This is a genomic window from Limnothrix sp. FACHB-406, assembly GCF_014698235.1.
Lineage (GTDB): Bacteria > Cyanobacteriota > Cyanobacteriia > CACIAM-69d > CACIAM-69d > CACIAM-69d.
In genome coordinates this window covers 243,756-265,029 of the sequence record NZ_JACJSP010000005.1, presented here as the reverse complement: position 1 = coordinate 265,029, position 21,274 = coordinate 243,756, and the positions used below count along the sequence as shown (strand labels likewise).

The following is a 21,274-nucleotide window of genomic DNA, read 5'->3' as shown; positions in this document are numbered from 1 at the left end:
AAAATGACCCAACCTGCAAACGAAGCCACCCGATCGCTCCCCGATGGTTGCTCCCCCCCCATCTGTCGCAATCCATTCCGGGATCCCAAATCGTAGCGTAGGGCCGGAAACCAGCTAGAGCCAATCCTGATCAAAATTCTGGCCAATTCTCATCCCCATCTCCATCTTGCCCCACCCAGCTAGCAACAACCCCATGGAGAATTGCGCTGAAACCTCCACTGAGAAATAGGGCCCTAGCGTGATTGTTCAATTCTGATTCCGGAAATGTGACGGTTAAAAATCCGGCAACAATCAATGTGTTTTGCTGGCACAAGTAACAAGAGATACATATCCCTTGAAGCAGCAAAGAATCTCTAAAATACGGAAAATTCAAGCTAAAACAACATTTTCCCGCATCAGCATTCAAAAGCGCTTGATTGCTCAATGAAGCAAATCATACCAAGCACAATCGTTCTCAGTGGCTATCAAGGGTGATGCACAGCGCGATCGGGCAGAGCAGTTCGGCAGGGCAATTCGACAGGGCAAAAAAATTTTTCAGAAAAGCTGGAACTTTTTCCCCTTTCAAGGCAACAATATAAGCAAGAGTAGTGGAGAGATGTGTCACCGCTGCGGAGACCTGGCAGATTCGTCTGTCGGATCTCTGCATTTTTTTTGGGAATTTTTTGAGCCGCCACCCGCTCCCACTGTCGTTACGAAGTGACCGCATAAGGGTTCCAGCCATGGAAAGTCGTCCGCCCCTGCCGCCGTTTACCCGCGAAACCGCGATCGCCAAGGTGCAAGCCGCCGAAGATGCTTGGAACACCCGCGACCCGGAGCGCGTATCGCTGGCTTACACGGAAGATTCGGTTTGGCGCAATCGATCGGAATTCTTTGCGGGACGGGACAAAATCCGCGAGTTCCTGACCCGCAAGTGGAATCATGAGCTGGACTATCGCCTCAAGAAGGAACTCTGGAGCTTCACCGATAACCGAATCTCCGTGAAGTTCGAGTATGAATACCACACGGACTCGGGGCAGTGGTATCGCGCCTATGGCAACGAGCAATGGGAATTTGCGCCCAACGGCTTGATGCAGCGTCGGGAAGCCAGCATTAACGATGTGCCGATCGCCGAGGCCGATCGCAAGTTCCGCTGGGAACGATCGGGCTGATGTTGCCCTGTCCAAAAATCTTGCAAAACCCACCCATCTCCCAACCTTTTGGCCTGACGGTCGATCGGCTCTAGCGTGCATCTGTTTCCTCGCAGGGCGATCGCGCATAATTGATGTAGCCAATCATCCTTTGTGAGACTCCGATGGTGGACTGGTTAGTAATCTGGGGCGTGACGCAGACGGTGGGGTTTGTCTTTGGCGCAGTGATGGAAGACCTGGCCAAGGACACGCTCAAAGATTACGTCAAGGATTTTTTTAAGGGGCGGTTGCAAGGACTAGTCGATCGCTTTGGGCCCGACTCGCTGGAAATGGCGACGGGCAAAGCGATTAAAGGCTTTTTGGAATTGATACAGCGAGAGCTTGAAGATTGCTGTGATGATGAGCTGGAGCGGGTTCAGGCTTATACCGAATCGCTGAAACGGTTGATTGCTGATCCGGCGGTGGCGGGGGCGTTGGGGAGTGCGTTCGCGGATGAGGGGCAAGTCGATCCGGTGGTTTGGGCCGATCGCTGGTTAGCCCTGAAGCTCAAGCCCTTACCCCCAGAATTTAATTGGCAAAAAATCGCCAAGCGCTATCAGAAATACACCCGCGAGTTGATTGGGGCGGATGAGAAATTGCGGGCGATCGCCCAGTTCGAGCGGGTGGCGGAAACCCGTGATTTGGTTCGCGGCTCGCTGGGGCCGATCGTGGATTTTGACCTGTTGGCCTATGCGCGATCGCTCCAAACCGACCATGAGGTTTTGCCGCTCGACCAGTTGGCCACCGATGGGGGAGCCTATTCGGTGAAGCTGTGGCAAGTGTTTTTGCCGCAACGGGCGCGGGAATGTGGGGAATATTTGCCGCAACTGGACAAAGCGCCCAAGGAATTGCTGCGGCAATATGGCTTGCTGAAGGAAGAACTCGACGAAAACCAGCAGGAGCGATTACGGGATCTCTATCGCAACCAAGCGCCGCAATCCGTGGTGGAATTGGTTAAGAGTCCGGACATGAACTTGTTCGTGATTTTGGGCGATCCGGGGTCAGGAAAATCCACGTTGCTCAAATATTTGGCGTTGGATTGGGCGACCTATGAAAATGAACTATTTAAAACTAATCACACCCAGCCATCGGATCAGTTGCTGTTGCGGCCGTTGCCCTTGTTTGTGGAGTTACGGAAATTATCGCGCCAAGCGTCCTTGGATGTTTTGGACTATTTCCATGCAGGCAATGTCTTGGATCGGTTGAATAAATCCCAGTTGCATGACTGGTTGAGCGCTGGGCGGGTGCTGCTGCTCTTTGATGGATTGGATGAGGTGTTTGAACCGGCGCGGCGAGATGAAGTGATTCGGGAAATTTGCCGATTAGCGCATGACTATCCTGCGGCCAAAATTATTGTGACATCGCGGGTTTATGGCTACCAAAACTATGCGCGATCACTCACGAATCACGGGTTTCGGCATTGGTTGCTCGAAGAATTCGATGATCAGCAAATCAAGGATTTTTGCGATCGCTGGCATCAGGAAACCTTTGGAGACGGCCAACAAGCCGATCGCGATCGCTGTCGAGATCGGATGAGCGCCGCGATCGCCCGAGGTCGAACGATTCGGGAGTTAGCGGGCAATCCGTTGATGCTGACGATGATGTGTATTTTGAATCGCAAATCGCGGCTCCCGGATGAGCGATTGGAGTTCTATCGCCAAGCCACTGATCTGTTGCTGCGGGACTGGGATGTGGAGCACAAAAAGCTGCCCGATCGCTGTCAGGACATTCAGCTCACCCTGAATCAAAAGCAAAAAATTGTGCGGCAGGTGGCGTTCTTTTTGCAGAATACCGATGGCGGCTTGAAGGGTAATTTAATTGCTCAATCGGATTTGCAAGCGATCGTGGCGGATTATTTACGCACCTTGTCGCTGCCCAATCCCGAAGGGTGGGCTGAAGCGTTGATTGATGCTTTGCGGGTGCGAAACTTCACGCTTTGTTCAGCAGGGACGGGCTATTACGCTTTTGTGCATCGCACCTTTTTGGAATATTTCTGCGCGACGGAGATTTGGGAGCGGTTTAATCAACGGGATTCAGGCAGCCAAAATGCGATTTCAACGGATAATTTGATTCACACTATCTTTGGGCAGCACTGGAATGATGATGCCTGGCGAGAAGTGTTGATTTTGTTGGCGAGTCAGTTGCCCATTGGGTTTGCGAAACAGGCGATCGCCTTGTTGGTGCAACTGGATCGTGCAACCAGTGAAAAAGCTGACTTTGCCAATCTCTTCTTGGCAGCGGATTGTTGGGCGGAGTTACCGGAGCGATCGTCAATTGCTGAGTTGGATCGGGATCTGTTGCAACGGCTGCGATCGTTGACTGCATGGGGAGCGCTTCGTGAGGTTGATTCTCAGGAAGATTGGGACTTCAATCAACGCATCAGGAAGGTGCGAGATCGAGCCTTGCGCTGTGTTGCTCAACATTGGCAAGACGACCCCGACACCTTGCCCTGGCTCAAAGACCGCGCCCGATCCGATGAGAACTGGGCTGTGCGGCAAGCAGCGGTGCAGGAGTTGGCTCGGGGCTGGAAAAACAACCCCGACACCTTGCCCTGGCTCAAAGACCGCGCGCGATCCGATCAGGACAGTGGTGTGCGGCAAGCAGCGGTGCAAGAGTTAGCCCAGGGCTGGAAAGACGACTCCGACACCTTGCTCTTGCTCAAAGACTGCGCGCGATCCGATCAGGACAAGGGTGTGCGGCAAGTAGCGGTGTATGTGTTGGCTTGGAACTGTAAGGACGACCCCGACACCTTGCCCTGGCTCAAAGACCGCGCGCGATCCGATCAGGACAGGGGTGTGCGGCAAATAGCGGTGCGGGAGTTGGCTCGGGGCTGGAAAGACGACCCTGAAACCTTGCCCTGGCTCAAAGACCGCGCCCGATCCGATGAGCATGAATTTGTGAGGCGAGCAGCGATGTGGGAGTTGGCTCGGGGCTGGAAAGATCACCCTGAAACCTTGCTTTTGCTCAAAGATCGCGCCCGATCCGATGAGCATGAAGTTGTGAGGCGAGCAGCGATGTGGGAGTTGATCAGGGATTGGAAAGATCACCCTGACACCTCGCGCTGGCTCAAAGACTGCGCAAGATCCGATGAGAACTGGCGTGTGCGTGAAGCAGCGGTGCGGGAGTTGGCTCAGGGATGGAAAGACGACCCTGAAACCTTGCTTTTGCTCAAAGACCGCGCAAGATTCGATGAGGACGAAGATGTGCGTGAAGCAGCGGTGCAGGGGTTAGCTCGGGACTGGAAAGACCACCCCGACACCTTACTTTTGCTGCAAGATCGCGCACAGTCCGATGAGCACTGGTTTACGCGGCGAGTAGTGTTGCGGGAGTTGGCTCAGGGCTGGAAAGACGACCCTGACACCTTACTCTTGCTGCAAGACCGCGCACGATCCGATGAGGATAATGATGTGCGTCAAACAGCACTTGAGGGATTGTTAGAAATTGCGCCCAAGAATCCGCAGGTGATTGATTTGTTACGCGATCGCGCTGCCAATGACCCCGACGATTTCTTACGCGAATGGGCCACTGAACAACTCGCTGAAATTAATTCTCAATCGCAAGGGGAATGATGGAAATCAATCAACAAAACTTTATTCACCCTGGCGAAGTTTTGCTAGAGGACTTTTTGCGGCCGCTGAAAATTTCCTACACCAAACTTGCTGCTGAAACTGGGATTTCGGTACGAGTTATTGGGGCGATCGCCCGTGGGAAGCGATCAATCTCGCCTGAAGTTGCCCTGCGCCTGTCCCGCTACTTTGGTCTCTCGGAACGGTTTTGGCTGAACCTACAAATTCACTACGATCTCGAAACCCTGAAACAAACCCTCCGCGATCACCTCGAAACCGAAGTCAAAATCTTCGCCCCAACTTCTGGCAACTAGCCATGTTGACAGCACCTCAATCTCTAGCAATTACAAAAGTTCGCCACTTGCAAGGCTATGAATTAGAACTGATTTTCAATAATCAAGAAACGGTACGGGTTGACCTAGAAGCTGAACTTTACGGGGGAATTTTTGAACCCCTCAAATCCCTGGCTGCTTTTCAGCAAGTGGCGATCGACCCAGAAACCCACACGATCGCCTGGCCCAATGGTGCAGATTTTGCCCCGGAATTCCTGTACCAAATCGGTCAAAAAACAAGCGCAACGTCACCAACCACCACCAAAAGCTATCGCGTTGTCTTCCAAGACAATCGCTATCAAATCTGCCCAGTTTTTGACGATGGCATGGGCAACCTTCAGATCGATACCACTGCGGTGATTCAACCCAAAGCCAATAGCCTGGATGAACTTCAAGCCTTGGCGCGATCGCTTCAAGCAGCTCTTGAACAACCCGTTCTACTACCCGACGGTTCACCGTTGCCCATCACCCCCGCCACGTCTCATGCGGCTTAATTCGTAATCCTTTGCAGGGTACGCGGGAGACCGATTTTCCCCTGCGTCCCTGACCGGTTTTAGCGATTAGGCCTTGAAGGTTTCCACGATCCGGCGTGTGGCTTCTTCCACGTTGGCCCGGCTGTTGAAGGCCGAAATGCGGAAATAGCCTTCGCCCGCCGCACCGAAGCCCGAACCCGGCGTGCCCACCACATTGCAGGTGTGCAGCAACTTATCAAAGAAATCCCAGCTCGACAGGCCGTTCGGCGTTTGCACCCACACGTAGGGCGCGTTGATGCCGCCATAGACCGCCAAACCCGCTTCGGTCAGCTTCTCGCGGATGATTTGGGCGTTTTCCAGATAGAAGCTCACCAGGGCTTTGGTTTGGGCTTGCCCCTCGGGTGAGTAGACCGCCTCGGCCCCGCGCTGGACGATGTAGGACACGCCGTTGAACTTGGTGGATTGGCGACGGTTCCACAGGCTCCACAGATCCACGCCCGTGCCGTCGGCGGTTTGGCCCTTCAGGGTTTTGGGCACAACGGTCAAGGCGCAACGGGTTCCGGTGAAGCCAGCGTTTTTGGAGAAGGAACGGAACTCGATCGCACAGTCGCGGGCCCCTTCAATCTCAAAAATCGAGTGGGGAATTGCCGGATCGGTGATGAAGGCTTCGTAGGCGGCATCGAAAAAGATGATCGAGCCGTGGCTGCGGGCGTAATCGACCCAGGCTTGCAGGTGCTCGCGGGTGGCGACGGCTCCCGTGGGGTTGTTGGGGAAGCAGAGATAGATCAGATCGACTTTTTCGCTGGGGATTTGGGCGGTGAAGTCGTTTTCGGCGGAAATTGGCAGGTAAACCAAGCCGCCGTATTCGCCCCGATCGTTCGCGTCGCCCGTGTGACCCGCCATCACGTTGGTGTCCACATAGACCGGATAGACGGGATCGGTAACGGCGATCGTGTTGTCGTGGCCGAAGATGTCCAGAATGTTGCCGCAGTCGCACTTGGAGCCGTCGGAGATGAAGATTTCCGAGGCATCAATATCGCAGCCGCGCGCTTGGAAGTCGTGCTGGGCGATCGCCTCGCGCAACCAAGCGTAGCCCTGCTCGGGGCCATAGCCCTTGAAGCTGCCCCGATCGCCCATGTCGTTCACCGCGTTGATCATGGCGGTGCGGCAGGCTTCCGGCAGCGGCTCAGTCACGTCGCCAATGCCCAAGCGGATAATCGGCGCGTCGGGATGCTCGGCGGCGAAGGCGTTCACCCGGCGGGCGATTTCGGGAAACAGATAACCGGCTTTTAGCTTCAGGTAGTTGTCGTTAATTCTGGCCATGGTTTGCCCCTGGGGGTTGCGAAAATCCCAAGAATTTTGGTGTCTAACCAGCCTACGGCCCTGGCGGGATCTTCTGGCGATCGGGGGCAGAAAATCCCGCCGAAACCCCGCTCCATAAGCAAAGCGCTACAATGCCAAGGATTTGGCAACGGGCAACAGGACGGGCGATCGATGGCGGGACAGGCAGCACAGTGGCGTGAATTAAACGGAGCTTGGGTGCTGATCCCGGCGAATCCGCTAGGGGTGATTCATTTCTTGGGCGGGGCTTTTGTGGGCGCGGCTCCCCAGTTCACCTACCGCTGGTTGCTGGAGCGGCTGGCCAATCGCGGTTACGGAACGATCGCCACGCCCTTTGTCAATTCTGGGTTTGACCATGAGGCGATCGCGGAGGATGCGCTGATTCGGTTCGATCGCGCCATCGATTGGCTTTATCGCCATGGTCAACTGCGGCGGCGATCGATCCCGGTCTATGGTCTGGGCCACAGCATGGGCTGCAAGCTGCATCTGCTCATTGGCAGCATCTTTGAGGTGGAGCGGGCCGGCAATGCGCTGATGGCCTTCAATAATTATTCGGCGCAACGGGCAATTCCCCTGTTCGATCGCTTCGGCCCCGTTCTGGAGTCGATTAACCGCGCTGTGCCTGGGGCTGTTCCGGCTGATGTGTTTGATAAGCGGCTGAATGCGGAATTCACCCCCTCGCCTACGGAAACGGAGCAATTGATCGCCGCCCAATACGGGATTCGTCGCAATTTGCTCATTCGTTTTGCCACCGATGATTTGGATCAGTCGAGCCGATTGGCTCCCATTTTGCAACGACGCTTTCCCGGTTGGTTAGCCTTGCAGGAGCTACCGGGAAATCACCTCACCCCTTTGGGCCAGGATATTCAGTGGAAAACCGGCGGCGCGTTCAGCCCCCTCGACGCGATCGGGCAATGGGCCAAGCAAGAAATTTTTTATCGCGATCTAAATCGCCTCAGCCAAGAATTGCTGCGTTGGCTGAATCCATTTGAATCGGCCTGAATCGGCCTGAGTCAGATTGAATCGGTTTAGGGGCTGTCGTCATTTCCTAGGATCAGGCGGAAACGATTGATTTTCCATATCCCAGTCGTTGTAACAAGGGGCTTAAGCCCCTTGTCTCTCACGATCTGCCAACGGCGGAATCAGGGTTTCAGGCGATTTGACAACCAGCCCTAGGATGAGCAGCCGCTTATCCCCGGTCTTGGCGTGGGGACGGGCTGAGGATGGGCAGCCAGCGATCGAGGATCTCCGGCTCAGGCCGCTAGCCGGTTGAAAGCTGAAATATTGCAAGTTGAAATATTTGAACGCTGAAATGTTGAAAGCTGCAATGTTGCAAGTTGCAATGTAAAGGATGGCGCTTTGCGTTGGGTGGTTCAGCGGCTTTCGGGGGTGCTTTCGCTCATTCTGGTAGGATATGGGTGAAATCCGCTCCTGAGCTTGCAGCTAGCCCATTGGCTAGGGCCAGCGCCAGGGAAGAGCGAAAGGGACAGGGCCCTTGTTTGGAGCAATTGGCGGCCCATCGGGGCCCAAGTAAAGGACTCAAGCAAAAGTACGAGAAGTTAATGAGCGATCGGGAGCGGTTGCTGAAACGTTGGATGGTGACGGCCAAGGTGCGCAGTTGGCGAGCCTTGGCGGATGCCGCACAGGTTTCTATGTATCAGGTGCGATTGTTGCGGCAAGGCAATTTAGATCGCTTGCGCCTCGATGCGATCGGGCGGATTGCCAAGGCCTTGAACGTCACCCCGATCGATCTGTTGGGCATGGCGAACAATGCCGACAACACCAAGCCCGCCTCCGACCAATCCCCGGCCCAGCGGTTGGCTCCTGATGTTCATGCGGCCGAGTTGGTGCAGCTTCAGCAGGAATATCACCGGCTGAAAACTCGCCTGGAAAGCGAACGAGAGCAACTGTTGGCGGAATTCCAGCGATCGAGCTTGCAAATTCTGGAACCTTGGCTGCTGAATTGGTATAAGGCCGTTGCCGCCGCCCAGCACAATCCCCACATTCCCGCCACCAATCTCTTGCCCCTGTTGCGGCCGCTGGATCAGTTGCTGGAACATTGGGCCGTTGAACAAATTGCCCCGATCGGGGAAGAAGTGGTCTATGACCCCCAATGGCATCAATTAGCCTGGGGTCATGCTCAACCGGGCGATCGCGTCAAAGTAACCATGCCCGGTTTTCGTCATCAGGGCCGTTTGCTGCATCGGGCCCAGGTCAGCATCGTGCAGTGATCCCATAGTCGATCGTGGGCTGATCACAGACCCATTACCGGCTGATCTCGGGGCTGTTTTGCCCTGAATGAGTGGGCATTTAGCAATGATCCCAGTACCATTTTTGAGTGACTTCATCGTGACCCCGTGGTGATCCAAAGCACTCCAAATCGTTGCAACTGTCCGCATTACCGACGCTCGATCGCGCTCTTGCGCCCCCCTGGTCACTTATCGGAAGCCCTCGGAGGCTGCTTCCAATCAGCGCGAATCTGCGTTAGAGTTTGACTGTCAGGGTGTCAGTCTTTTGATGTTCGTGCAATGTTTGGTATCTCAGCGGCTAGCAGGTATGCCGATTGTCATAGGCTGGCTAAGAAATGCTGATGAATAATTCACTTAGTGAGCTGGACAACCCGCATACCTGCTAGCCTGAGTTTCCAGAATCGGGTGCTGCCGTGGAGCTGTTATCACTCCCGCTCAATCAGCGTCAGTTCCATCCCTTGGCCTCCAGTTCATGGAACTCTCATTCATTCGCTGTTAACTCGCTGTTAACAATGCAGACCTTGGGCGATCGCCCCGGGAATTCTCTGTGGTGGTTTACCCGGGCCCAGGGGGCGGTTGTGGGGAAATGAGTGCAGCCGGATGGTCACGACACCAGCAACGACCGGTGCCCCATAGACGACCGGTAACCTCTAAATTATCCAGAGGACTCACTGGGTGGGTTGCGATTAATCTTTAATCCCCATCTGCTCTTGGTACAACGACTGACGTGGCAAATTCTGAGGGCGCTCTCGCGTGGCTGACTCCCTTCAACCTTCCTATGGTTCTGTGTCTCCAGGAAATAACCATCGGTTTGAGTCTTTGCTGGCCAATGCCAGTGACATCATCGTCATCCTTGATCAGCAAGGGACGTTTTGCTACGTTAGCCCTTCGGCCGAGCGGATTTTAGGATATTCCCCCCAGGAGGCAGTTAACCATCACCTCAGCACCTTCGTTCATGAGGATGATGTGCAGGTGGTGTTGCAAACCCTGTTGCGTTCCCTGGCGGAACCGGGGTTGAGTCAGCCCCCCGTTCGCTACCGTGTGCGCCACCGCAATGGGGACTGGAATTTACTGGAGGCGGTCACGACCAATTTGTTGGATGATCCGTCGGTGCGGGGAGTGGTGGTGAACTGCCACGACATCACGGCCCATGAGCAGGCGGAAAGCTGGCTGCGATATCACGCGCTCTATGACCCCTTGACGGCGCTGCCCAATCGGCGGGCCTTGGCGGAGCGGGTGCAGTCATTGCTCGATCGAGAGCAATTGGATTTTGCGCTGTTGTTGCTGGATGTGGATCGCTTCAAGCTGGTGAACAGCAGCCACGGCCACGGCACGGGTGATCGCCTGTTGCAAATGATTGCTCGGCGGCTGGTTTCGGCCTTGCCTCAGCAGGGGATGGTGGCCCGGTTGGGCGGGGATGAGTTTGTGGTGCTGGTGGAGCAGGTACGGCAGTTGGAAACAGCCGAGGCCGTGACCCAGCGGGTTCATGCGGCGCTCAGTGATCCATTCACGATCGATGAGATGGAAATCTTTGCCAGCGCCAGTGTGGGGGTGGTGTTTAGCCGCACGGGGCCGGGCAAACCGGCCTATCGCCACGCGGAGGAACTGCTGCGCGATGCGGATATTGCGATGTATCGGGCAAAGACCCTACGCCAGAGCCAATCGGTGGTGTTTGATCCCAGTATGCGCGATCGGGCGGTGGCACGCTTGCAACTGGAAAATCAACTTTGGCGGGCGATCGAGCGGGGGGAACTGGAACCCTACTATCAACCGATCATTTGCTTGGCAACCGGGGAAGTGAAGGCCTTTGAGGCGCTGATTCGGTGGCATCACCCGCAACGGGGCCTGATTTCTCCGGCGGAATTTGTACCGATCGCGGAAGAAAGCGGGGTGATCAGCCAAATTGGGGAATGGGTACTGGAAATGACCTGTCGCCACCTGCGCTACTGGAATTCGGGCTTGCGGGCCGGGCGACCGATCACCGTAGCGGTGAACCTGTCGGTGCAACAGTTGGCCCAACCCAACCTGGCTCAGCACATGCGATCGATCTGTGTTCGAGAGGAAATTGATCCCAGTTGGATTGGGTTTGAAATTACCGAAAGCATGATGCTCGATCGCGAAGATACGATCGCCGCCACCTTGGCCGAGTTTCGGGAATTGGGCTTTCGACTCAGCATTGATGACTTTGGCACGGGCTATTCGTCCCTGAGTCGTTTGCATCAACTGCCGATCGATACGCTGAAGATCGATCGGGCCTTTGTGGCCCCGATCGAGTCCGATGGGCGCAACGTGGCGATCGCCCGCACCATTTTGGCCCTGGCAGAAAGCCTGAACATGAACGTGGTGGCCGAGGGCATCGAAACTTCCGCCCAAGCCCGTGAGCTACGCACCTTGGGTTGCCAATATGGCCAAGGCTATTGGTTTTCGCCGCCGGTCAGCGGTTCCGGAGTGGCCAGCTTGCTGAATCATCGGTTCAACCTCGTTGAAGGAATCGCCGCGCCCCCCATTTCCCGCCTTGGCGCGGCCCCAGATTACCCGGACTATGGCGACTACCGGCAAGATTATTCAGAAAACTGCGAAGACTGCGAAGACTGTGAAGACTACAGAGACGATTTTGCAGAGGATTACTCGGATTATCCGGTGAACTCCCAAGCCCCCTAGGGTTACCCCTTCGGCTAAAGCTCCTAGGCCACTAGGCCACCAATCCCGGAGTTGTCGTTTCCGGCACATGGTTCACCTGGGCCCAACCGCTAAATACCAATTGTTGGCCGCGGGTTTCGATCGTGTTGATGCGCAGGGTCACCCCATCCAGATTGAAGCGATCGAGATCCACCAACTGATCCAAAACTTTGCCTAGCCGCTCACTGGCCGAGGCCGCCAGAGTAATCGCTTCTTCGCCCAGAGCCGCGCGATCGGGCAAACCATCGGGATCAAATTGGCAATTCAAAAACCGCAACCGCCGACGGCGCTCAATGCCCAAGGTCGCTTGCAGGGCGATCGGCACCGGTTGATCGGCCCCAAAACAAGCCTGGGCGCTGAGGGCAATTCGATTGCTGGCCAACAAGCGCACCTGAATCGATTGGAACGAAACGCTTTCAGCCTTGGCCAGCCCGCTCCCGGGCAAGTCCTGCCAATCCTGGAGCGGCAAATTTTCCAAATGTTGCACCACCAAGGGAGCCGTGAACGCCCGGTTGATATCCTCTTCCAGCAACACCACCTTCGCGATCGCCTGGGTGGGTTGACGCAGCAACAACCGCCCCTGCAACAGGCCCGCAAAGTCGATCGACACCGCATCGGTCTCAAATTCCATGGCCTCTGTGCGGAAGGCATGGCGAATCACCAGCCCCGAGCCAGACATCTGGAAGCGATCGACCTGGCCTTGCAGCAACTTGATCTGAGGTGTACATTCCACCCGCACCTCCACCCGATCGCTCGCGGTGAACAGGTGGCGGATGACCTGAGTAGCCACAACACTCAGCAACTGTTCGCCCCAGTCGGCACTTGGCATACTCGAAAACCTAGTTATCGATCCAAACATCATTTCAGCCAGCGATCAGTCGTTGGGATCTTGCACCGGGGGACTGGCATCAACCACGCATCACCCATGGCATTTTTCAGTTTCCTGCCCGATTCGCAGACCACTTGGGGTTGATTACTTGGATTCAGCGGTCTTTGTTAAGAATCTTTTAAAATTATTATGACAGAACGTGACGAAAAACAACACATTCCTTAAATTGCCCAATCAAAAATACTGGCGCTGACCGTTCTTACGGCTCAAAATTTTGGTCATTATTTCAATATTTGGTAGTCCAGTTAACAATTGTTTCCTGAAGTTTTGATTATCCCATTGGCCTTAAATTTGAATTTAATTTCAGAAATTTTTGGATCAGCACTCGCTTCAGGCTTGCTTCATTGCTCATTTTCCAAGAGTCAAAATCCTGAGCAAAGTCCTGAGATCCAGTTTTTTCGATTGTAATCACGGAATTTCGTATTGGATTTAATATCAGAAAAAACAATCAATGGCATCAATAAAGACAATATTATAAATTCCATGAAATTCCATAAAAGCAATTCGGATGGTTAATTTTGGCACGGTCAAGGGCGAGCCATCTCTTAATAGCCTGACCCCAGTCTTTGGGCCAATTTGCCTTTTCAACTTTCAGCTTTCAACGGGGAGCCAACGGGCCACCACAGCCTCGCTCACAACTGCTCCAAACGGGGCCATAGGATACGGCACAAATTCAGCCCCATGCAGCACAAGCTCAGCAAATTCCCAACCCGATCGCCCTTGAAGCACAGGAAATTTAGGCAGGAAGCTGCTCAAAGAAAGTGGCAATTTCTTGAAATGCCTGATCGCGATCATAGTCCAGCGTTAGGATATGGTCTGATTTTTCCAGCCAGCAGAGACGCTTGGACGAGGAACCCAGGGATTGGAACAATTGCAGCGCACCTTGAGGATTCACCACCCGATCGCGCTTCGGTTGCACAATCAGCGTCGGAACCGTAATTTCCCCTAACCGGGGCCGCACTTGTTGAATCAGCGCCAACGCACTCTGCACAGCGCCCAGATGGAAGGAGCGATAGGGCGCTACGCGATCGGCCGCCGCCCGTCCTTCCGGATCCGCAATGGCCAAGGCCGATCGGGGCACTTCCTTCAGCAGCGGATAAACCCAAGGCAACAACTGTTCCGCCGAGGGCAACCAGGCCGCAGGGCGAACAATTGCCATAAACGGACTCAGCAGCACCAACCCCCCGATCGATCGCTGGAGGGCTAGCCGCAACGCCAAGGGACAGCCCGTGGAAAATCCGACCACCACCACCTGAGCATGGGACTGAGCCAGGCGATCGAACGCCGTCTCCGCCGCCTGATACCAATCTTCCCAGCGGGAGTTGGGCATTTTTGGGCCCGGTTGGTCATGGCCCGGATAGGCGATCGCCTCCACCGTCCATCCCAAATTCAACAACAACGGTGCTAACGGTCGCATTTCATAGGGCCCACCCCCCAAGCCATGCAAACAAAGCACCGCCCGCGAGCGATCGGGTGTGGCAACCACTTGAAAGGGCTGATTATCTAACGTTGCGAACGAAAAGGGGAAACCCGACTGATTCGACATGGCTGAAGTTTAATCGTTAGCGGCAGTCTTGAACTATTATTCTCGGGGCTGATGAACTTTTGTCCCCAAATGCTTCCAACAATAGTCTGCCTCAAAATTGGGTTGCTTTTCCGCAGCGGCAACTGCCCCCCACCCAAGCCTTGTCAATCCCCAAAACCCAATCAAAGCTCAAGAAATTTCTAGATTGAGGTCATATCGGATTAAGTTTTGATCAAATATCAAATAAAGATTAAACAAATACCAAATCAAGACTTAACCAGTATTCAATTCAACCGCAATTGGATCGATTCTCAGTTAATTTGCAGTCAATTTTTGATTAATCTTGAATCAATATCTAGTCGGCTTTAAAGCAATTTAAAAGTAACTTTGAAGCAGTTGTGATTCACGAAATCTTATTGCAAAATTAATCAAATCTTGATAGAATATTGTCATAAATCCTATAAATTTCCAGTAAAGACCTAAGAAAAGCCTCATGAAAGCTCAATGAAAATTAGACAAAAACAAAAAAGTATTATAATTGCGTTAATATAAAAGATTAATCTGAGACATCAAAATCGGGTAGATCACTTCAGGATTTTTGTTGATCTCAGTGTTTTTTCCTGAAGTAGTCAAGATTTTTTGCTGATCTTACTTAAGATCCCTCTAGCCATGCGCCATCTAAAGTCATGATCCCAACCGATCGACCATGACCCTTGAATTGAAATCGTAACGCTCCGCCACAAAGAAGACAATCCTGATTGGAGACTGAATAAACAGAAGATCTATTTCAGCCTATTAACCATGATCATTAAAAGATTCACAGGGTTTTAGACTAGGCTTTGGAGGATAGGACGACACCCTAAGATACTTTCGCGTTGAAAAGTGGCTTAGGTGTGACCTGTCTGGAATGGGCTGACCCGATCAAATGATCAAATGGTCGCTTTCGGTGTGGGGGAAGCGACTTGGGATGGGCTGGAGGCGCTTGGCGGGAACATTTAGAGGAGCGTGGCGTAAATCAACGTAAATCAAGGGGTTAACGAAAGGAATGATCGCGCGGCCGCCTTTTCTTGAATTGGGTTTGTCGATTACGATCGCATCAAAATCGTTACTCTCAAACCACCATTACCCTCACCCAGCCCCAGTGCCACCCTAAGACACCGGTTTCGTTAGCCGGGCCCAAACTCTCTACCTCAACCCCGGAGAGGCGACTGGCTCCCAGCTAGCCATCACAAACCCTAGACAGCCTTTGATCCATCATTGCCATGGCTCAAAACCCATTTGCTATTCTGCGCCCGAAGGCACTGAGCTGAGGTTTCAGCAACCCCCTTTCGTTAGGATCACCATCGAATGCTCATCAAGGTTGGGCGGTGGCTGCTGTCATGATTTCGTCAGGCGATCGCCCGCTAATGCTCAAAACAGAACCAATTTGAGCAGTTTAATCAAACGTTTAACTCAATGAAGACTGGGTAGGATGTGATCGATCGAATGGAGGCGGAAGTCGAGCTACAGCGTCAATACTGGCGATCGAAACTGTTCGCAGAAATCGCCCTCAAAATTCACCAGTCATCACGGGTGGATACGATCCTGCAAACCATGGTCACGGAAGTGCAGCGGATGTTGCAGTGCGATCGGGTCTTGGTTTACCAATTCGATGCACAGCGGCAAGGCTCCTTTGTGGTGGAGGCTACCGGCAATGGCCCCTATTCCCTGTTGGGCAAAACCGTTTCCGACCCCTGCTTCACGACCCACTATCACCAGAAATATCTTGAAGGGCGCACCTCGGCCATTGACGATGTGGAAACCGCTCGGATTTCGGTTTGCCATCGCCAACTGCTGCGCCAGTTCGGTGTGCAGGCCAATTTGGTCGTACCAATTTTGCAGCCGGTGATTGAGCCAGACCGCTCTCAAAACCGATTGTGGGGACTGCTGTTGGCTCACCATTGCCAGGGGCCGCGCCAGTGGCAACCCTTCGAGCAGGACTTGTTGCAACAAATTGCGGTGCAGGCGGGGGTGGCCTTGGGACAATCCCAATTGGTGTCGGCTTTGCGGGAAAGTGAGGCGCGGTACGCGTTGGCTGTGCGGGGGGCCAATGACGGGCTGTGGGATTGGGATTTTTTGACCAATCGGGTTTATTTTTCGCCCCGATGGAAGGCGTTGTTGGGCTACCGCGATTCGGAAGTGGGTGACCAACCCCAGGAATGGCTCGATCGGGTTTATGTGGATGATCAAGCCCAATTGCGAGCGGAGCTAGATGCCCACTTGCAGGGCCGCAGTGACCACTTTGAAAGTGAGCATCGCATTCGCCATGCGGATGGTTCCGTGCGCTGGGTGCTCTGTCGGGGGTTGGCGATTCGGGATGGGCGGGGCCATGTGTTGCGGATGGCGGGATCCTTGGCGGATATCCATGAGCGCAAGTTGGTGGAGTCGCGGTTGCTGCATGACGCGCTCCATGATGCGCTGACGGGGCTGCCGAATCGGGCCCTGTTTATCGATCGGTTGGGTCAAACCATGGCGATCGCCCGTCGCCAACGCAATCACCATTTTGCGGTGCTGTTTTTAGATCTCGATCGCTTCAAGGTGGTGAACGATAGCTTGGGTCACCTCTGTGGCGATCGGCTCTTGGTGGAACTGGCGAACCGGTTGCGCACCTGCGTGCGGCCCCAGGATACGGTGGCGCGGCTGGGGGGCGATGAATTTGCCATTTTGCTGACGGATTTGGATCAGCCGGAAATTGCCACCCGCGCCGCCGAGCGGGTGCAGTTGGCCCTGAAAGCTCCCTTTGATGTGGATGGCCACGAATTCACCATCACCACCAGCATTGGCATTGCGTTCGGCACGCCGGAATATGCCCGGCCGGGGGATGTGCTGCGGGATGCAGATTTGGCCATGTATCGGGCGAAGGAGTTGGGCCGCAACTGCTACGCGGCGTTCGATCGCTCCTTCCGCGAGCGGGTGATTGCGCAACTGCACCTGGAGCGCGATTTGCGCCGGGCCATGGAGCGGCAAGAATTTTTCCTGACTTATCAACCGATCGTGGATTTGGCTACGGGCCGGGTTGCCAGCTTGGAAGCCCTAGTGCGTTGGCATCATCCCGATCGGGGGTTGGTGAGTCCGGCGGAATTTATTCCCATGGCGGAAGAAACCGGCACGATTATTCCCCTGGGCGAATGGATTTTGCGGGAAGCTTGCCAGCAAATGATGGTTTGGTTACAGGCCATTCCCAGCCTGCGATCGGCCCATGGGTGGGCCGGGCTAAGTGTGAGTGTGAACCTGTCGGCGCGGCAGTTTACCCAGCCCAACTTGGCCCAGTCCATTGAAGGAATTGTGGCGGAAACGGGACTGCCGCCGCAGCACCTGAAGTTGGAAATTACCGAAAGCGTGGTGATGGCGGATGCCAAAACGGCGGAGGCCCTGTTGCGGAAACTGCGCGATCGGGGCATTCAACTGAGCATTGATGACTTTGGCACGGGCTATTCATCCCTCAGCTATTTGCAACGCTTCCCGATCGATACCATCAAGATCGATCGCTCCTTTGTCACCCGCAGTCCAGACCAGGAAAGCAATTGGGCCATTGTCCGGGCAATTATTGCCCTGGCGGAATCCCTGGGGATGGATACGGTGGCGGAAGGGATTGAGACGATCGAGCAGTTGCGGCAGTTGCAATCGATGGACTGTTCCTATGGTCAGGGCTATTGGTTTTCCCGCCCGATCGATGGGGAAGCGACGGGGCAATTGCTGCTGAAAACCTTTGAGTTACCCCGATCGCCCTTGGCCTTGCGGGGCGACGATCGCTAGACCCCAAAACCAGACCCCAAAACTCAACCGGGCCCTGCTCCTCAATGGGGATCCAAGATGGGGATCCAGGATGGAGATCCGATTCGTTGAGCAGTGGGTTCAAGGTGTACTTTGCCCGCCCCCTTGGCCCCTTGACTGACGCGCCGGGCCAATTGCCTAGCTCAAGAGTTCCAGCGTGCCCGCCTCCCCATCCAACCGGGCCAGCGTGCCCACGGGCAAGGCCGCATTCGGGGGTTCATGGCCAAAGGGCAACCCGGAAACGATCGGCAGGCCCAAATCTCCCAGCCGATCGCGCAGCACTTCCGCCATGGAGCAACTGGGCCGGTTGGGCGGCGGATCGCAGGCGGTGAAATGGCCGATCGCAATGCCCCCAATCGCCCGCAACAGACCGCTCAAACGCCACTGGGTCAACAGCCGATCGATCCGGTAGGGATATTCCGTCACGTCCTCGATCGCCAAAATGGCCCCTTCCAAAGCGGGCTGCAAAGGCGTATTGAGCAAATTGGCAATCACCGTCAGGTTCCCCGGAAACAGGCGACCCACCACGGCCCCACCGCCCCAACCCTGACCCTGAAGCGGTTCCAGGGGCTGACCGGCCAATAGATTAAACAGGCGATCGACCGTCCAGGCCGGTTCCTGGCCCAAGGTGGTGAGCAGGGGCCCATGCACACCCGCCACCCCCTGCCGGGCCAAACTCCACAGCAGGGCCGTAATGTCTGAAAACCCAATCAACCACAGGGGCGATCGCGCTGGATCCACCATCAGCCCCGCCCCTCGACCGGCAAACAGCGGCCAATCCCAATCCTCCAGCAGTCGGGCCGAACCATAGCCCCCCCGCGCACAGACGATCGCTCGGCAACCGGGATCCGCCAAGGCCGCCGCCAGTTGCGATCGACGTTGGGCATCAGTGCCCGCCAAAAAGCCCGTTTGCGCATCCCAACCGGCCGCAAACTGCACCCGAAAGCCCCGGTCTTGCCAAATTTCCACCCCCCGGGCGATCGCCGCCGGATCCAAAACTGGCCCGCTGGGGGCAATCACCCACGCCCGATCGCCCGGCTCCAGCGGCATCGGAAATTCTGTGGCCCTCGGGCCGCCAAATGCCTGCATTTCCTTCATTTCTCCCCAAACACTTCAACCCACTGACGGCTAGACCGGCTAGACCGACTGGCGGCGACGACCGCATAACCCTTAGTCTGCGGGGCGATCGCGCTGTTACACCCACCAAGCGATTTCGTCCACACCCATCCTGAGTCGGAAATCCGCATAATCGTTAATAGCAGCCATGGCGACGGACTGGAAGCCATTGCGTTAACATTAGTTAACAACCAGTTAATTTTTGAGCTACGGCAAGTACAGCCCTGGCATAACAAACGCCCTGGCAGAACGCCTTTTAGGAGGATGCACCAGTGAATAAACGGTGGAGAAATGCCGGACTCTATGCCCTGTTGGCGATCGTAATCATCGCCCTGGGTACAGCGTTCTTCGATCGACAGCCCCAAACCCGCGAAACCTGGCGCTACAGCCAATTCGTGCAGGAAGTGCAATCTAAAAAGGTTGATCGCGTGCGGATTAGCGCCGATCGCTCCCGGGCCTTGGCCACCACCGAAGACGGCAGCACCGTGTTGGTGAACCTGCCCAACGACCCGGAAATCATCAACATTCTGACCAGCAACAACGTTGATATTTCCGTGCAACCGCCCAGCGACGAAGGCTTCTGGTTCCGGGCCCTGAGCAGCCTGTTCCTGCCGATTCTGCTGTTGGTGGGTTTGTTCTTCCTGTTGCGGCGGGCCCAAGGGGGCGCGGGCAACCCGGCCATGAACTTTGGCAAATCGCGGGCCCGGGTGCAAATGGAACCCCAAACCCAAATCACCTTCAACGACGTGGCCGGCATTGAGCAAGCCAAGTTGGAGCTGACGGAAGTGGTGGACTTCCTGAAAAATGCCGATCGCTTCACCGCCGTGGGTGCAAAGATTCCCAAGGGCGTGCTGCTGGTGGGCCCTCCGGGAACCGGTAAAACCCTGCTGGCGCGGGCTGTGGCTGGCGAAGCGGGTGTGCCCTTCTTCAGCATCTCCGGTTCGGAATTTGTGGAAATGTTCGTGGGTGTGGGTGCGTCCCGCGTGCGCGACCTGTTTGAGCAGGCCAAGCAAAACGCCCCTTGCATTGTGTTCATCGATGAAATCGACGCGGTGGGTCGTCAGCGGGGCGCAGGTCTCGGCGGCGGCAACGACGAGCGCGAACAAACCCTGAACCAATTGCTGACCGAAATGGACGGCTTTGAGGGCAACACGGGGATTATTGTGATTGCGGCCACCAACCGCCCCGACGTGTTGGATGCGGCGCTGATGCGTCCCGGCCGGTTCGATCGCCAAGTGGTGGTCGATCGCCCCGACTTCAACGGCCGCCTGGAAATTCTGGGTGTCCACGCGCGCGGCAAGTCCCTCTCGAAGGATATGGATCTGGAGCGGATTGCTCGCCGCACCCCCGGCTTTACCGGTGCGGATCTGTCAAACTTGCTGAACGAAGCGGCAATTTTGGCCGCCCGTCGCAACTTGACGGAAATTTCGATGGACGAAATCAACGACGCGATCGACCGGATTTTGGCCGGCCCCGAAAAGAAAGATCGCGTGATGAGCGAAAAGCGCAAAACCCTGGTGGCCTACCACGAAGCCGGCCACGCCCTAGTGGGTGCGCTGATGCCCGACTACGACCCCGTGCAAAAAATCAGCATCATCCCGCGCGGTCAGGCCGGCGGTTTGACCTGGTTTGCGCCTAGCGAAGATCGGATGGATTCGGGTCTCTATTCCCGTTCCTATCTGGAAAACCAAATGGCGGTGGCCCTGGGCGGTCGCCTGGCGGAAGAAATCATCTTCGGTGAAGAGGAAGTGACCACGGGCGCTTCCAACGACTTGCAGCAGGTGACCCGTGTGGCACGCCAAATGGTGACCCGCTTTGGCATGAGCGATCGCCTGGGCCCGGTGGCCCTGGGTCGCCAGCAAGGCAACATGTTCCTGGGTCGCGACATTGCCTCCGAGCGCGACTTCTCGGAAGAGACGGCCGCCGCGATCGATGAGGAAGTCCGCAACCTGGTGGATCAAGCCTACCGCCGCGCCAAGCAAGTGCTGCAAGAAAACCGCTCCGTGCTCGATCGCCTGGCTCAAATGCTGGTGGAAAAAGAGACCGTTGATGCCCAGGAATTGCAAGACCTGCTGAACGAAAGCGATGTGAAAATGGCCGCGATCGCCTAGATTGCAACCTGCCC

At 55.4% G+C, this 21,274-nt stretch carries 14 protein-coding genes; 9 read left to right on the top strand and 5 right to left on the bottom strand.

Features of this window, described 5'->3' with window-relative positions; all coding sequences use genetic code 11:
- Positions 1-454: 454 nt before the first annotated feature.
- The gene (locus H6G53_RS07775; RefSeq protein WP_190531835.1) at positions 455-721 is read right to left on the bottom strand and encodes a hypothetical protein; all 267 of its coding nucleotides are present in this window, start codon (positions 719-721) and stop codon (positions 455-457) included.
- Here H6G53_RS07775 and H6G53_RS07770 point away from each other — a divergent pair.
- From H6G53_RS07770 to H6G53_RS07755, 4 genes are all read left to right on the top strand, one after another.
- Complete coding sequence (locus H6G53_RS07770; RefSeq protein WP_190531833.1) at positions 720-1,148, top strand: nuclear transport factor 2 family protein; 429 nt, start codon at positions 720-722, stop codon at positions 1,146-1,148. The genes H6G53_RS07775 and H6G53_RS07770 overlap by 2 nt on opposite strands.
- Before the next feature lie 143 nt (positions 1,149-1,291).
- Positions 1,292-4,735, top strand: coding sequence for a HEAT repeat domain-containing protein (locus H6G53_RS07765; RefSeq protein WP_190531831.1), 3,444 nt, complete (start codon positions 1,292-1,294; stop codon positions 4,733-4,735).
- The gene (locus H6G53_RS07760; protein ID WP_199309161.1) at positions 4,735-5,046 is read left to right on the top strand and encodes a HigA family addiction module antitoxin; all 312 of its coding nucleotides are present in this window, start codon (positions 4,735-4,737) and stop codon (positions 5,044-5,046) included. The genes H6G53_RS07765 and H6G53_RS07760 overlap by 1 nt, the downstream gene beginning before the upstream one ends.
- A gap of 2 nt (positions 5,047-5,048) precedes the next feature.
- Positions 5,049-5,558, top strand: coding sequence for a DUF2442 domain-containing protein (locus H6G53_RS07755; protein ID WP_190531828.1), 510 nt, complete (start codon positions 5,049-5,051; stop codon positions 5,556-5,558).
- A gap of 66 nt (positions 5,559-5,624) precedes the next feature.
- On the opposite strand, the gene H6G53_RS07750 is transcribed toward H6G53_RS07755, so the two are convergent.
- On the bottom strand, positions 5,625-6,860 hold the full coding sequence (locus tag H6G53_RS07750) for an LL-diaminopimelate aminotransferase (protein WP_190531826.1): 1,236 nt from the start codon (positions 6,858-6,860) through the stop codon (positions 5,625-5,627).
- Between the two features lie 171 nt (positions 6,861-7,031).
- Here H6G53_RS07750 and H6G53_RS07745 point away from each other — a divergent pair, with 171 nt between their 5' ends.
- From H6G53_RS07745 to H6G53_RS19225, 3 genes are all read left to right on the top strand, one after another.
- Positions 7,032-7,880, top strand: a complete 849-nt coding sequence (locus H6G53_RS07745; RefSeq protein WP_190355022.1) for a DUF1350 family protein — start codon at positions 7,032-7,034, stop codon at positions 7,878-7,880.
- A 449-nt stretch (positions 7,881-8,329) separates the two neighbouring features.
- Positions 8,330-9,109, top strand: a complete 780-nt coding sequence (grpE, locus tag H6G53_RS07740; RefSeq protein ID WP_190405005.1) for a nucleotide exchange factor GrpE — start codon at positions 8,330-8,332, stop codon at positions 9,107-9,109.
- A 771-nt stretch (positions 9,110-9,880) separates the two neighbouring features.
- The gene (locus H6G53_RS19225; protein ID WP_190354858.1) at positions 9,881-11,788 is read left to right on the top strand and encodes a bifunctional diguanylate cyclase/phosphodiesterase; all 1,908 of its coding nucleotides are present in this window, start codon (positions 9,881-9,883) and stop codon (positions 11,786-11,788) included.
- Positions 11,789-11,819: 31 nt separating this feature from the next.
- Here H6G53_RS19225 and H6G53_RS07730 read toward each other — a convergent pair whose 3' ends face one another.
- Entirely contained in the window at positions 11,820-12,635 is an 816-nt protein-coding gene (locus H6G53_RS07730; RefSeq protein WP_242030804.1) for a DUF2993 domain-containing protein, read from the bottom strand.
- Between the two features lie 796 nt (positions 12,636-13,431).
- On the bottom strand, positions 13,432-14,181 hold the full coding sequence (locus tag H6G53_RS07725; RefSeq protein ID WP_347343118.1) for an alpha/beta fold hydrolase: 750 nt from the start codon (positions 14,179-14,181) through the stop codon (positions 13,432-13,434).
- 1,524 nt (positions 14,182-15,705) lie between these two features.
- Between H6G53_RS07725 and H6G53_RS07720 the strand changes: the two genes are divergently transcribed.
- The gene (locus H6G53_RS07720) at positions 15,706-18,015 is read left to right on the top strand and encodes a bifunctional diguanylate cyclase/phosphodiesterase (protein ID WP_099534427.1); all 2,310 of its coding nucleotides are present in this window, start codon (positions 15,706-15,708) and stop codon (positions 18,013-18,015) included.
- A gap of 156 nt (positions 18,016-18,171) precedes the next feature.
- On the opposite strand, the gene H6G53_RS07715 is transcribed toward H6G53_RS07720, so the two are convergent.
- Positions 18,172-19,131 carry an LD-carboxypeptidase gene (locus H6G53_RS07715; RefSeq protein ID WP_242030803.1) on the bottom strand — a complete coding sequence of 320 codons (960 nt, stop codon included), beginning with the start codon at positions 19,129-19,131 and terminating at the stop codon, positions 18,172-18,174.
- Positions 19,132-19,421: 290 nt separating this feature from the next.
- Here H6G53_RS07715 and ftsH3 point away from each other — a divergent pair, with 290 nt between their 5' ends.
- The gene (gene ftsH3, locus H6G53_RS07710) at positions 19,422-21,260 is read left to right on the top strand and encodes an ATP-dependent zinc metalloprotease FtsH3 (RefSeq protein ID WP_099534429.1); all 1,839 of its coding nucleotides are present in this window, start codon (positions 19,422-19,424) and stop codon (positions 21,258-21,260) included.
- Positions 21,261-21,274: the final 14 nt, after the last annotated feature.

Coding starts and splice junctions, on each gene's coding strand:
- H6G53_RS07755 (WP_190531828.1), top strand. CDS start 5,049: ATGTTGACAGCACCTCAATCTCTAGCAATTACAAAAGTTCGCCACTTG.
- H6G53_RS07745 (WP_190355022.1), top strand. CDS start 7,032: ATGGCGGGACAGGCAGCACAGTGGCGTGAATTAAACGGAGCTTGGGTG.
- H6G53_RS07775 (WP_190531835.1), bottom strand. CDS start 721: ATGGCTGGAACCCTTATGCGGTCACTTCGTAACGACAGTGGGAGCGGG.
- H6G53_RS07720 (WP_099534427.1), top strand. CDS start 15,706: ATGGAGGCGGAAGTCGAGCTACAGCGTCAATACTGGCGATCGAAACTG.
- H6G53_RS07760 (WP_199309161.1), top strand. CDS start 4,735: ATGGAAATCAATCAACAAAACTTTATTCACCCTGGCGAAGTTTTGCTA.
- H6G53_RS07765 (WP_190531831.1), top strand. CDS start 1,292: ATGGTGGACTGGTTAGTAATCTGGGGCGTGACGCAGACGGTGGGGTTT.
- H6G53_RS07770 (WP_190531833.1), top strand. CDS start 720: ATGGAAAGTCGTCCGCCCCTGCCGCCGTTTACCCGCGAAACCGCGATC.
- H6G53_RS07750 (WP_190531826.1), bottom strand. CDS start 6,860: ATGGCCAGAATTAACGACAACTACCTGAAGCTAAAAGCCGGTTATCTG.
- H6G53_RS07715 (WP_242030803.1), bottom strand. CDS start 19,131: ATGAAGGAAATGCAGGCATTTGGCGGCCCGAGGGCCACAGAATTTCCG.
- H6G53_RS07730 (WP_242030804.1), bottom strand. CDS start 12,635: ATGCCAAGTGCCGACTGGGGCGAACAGTTGCTGAGTGTTGTGGCTACT.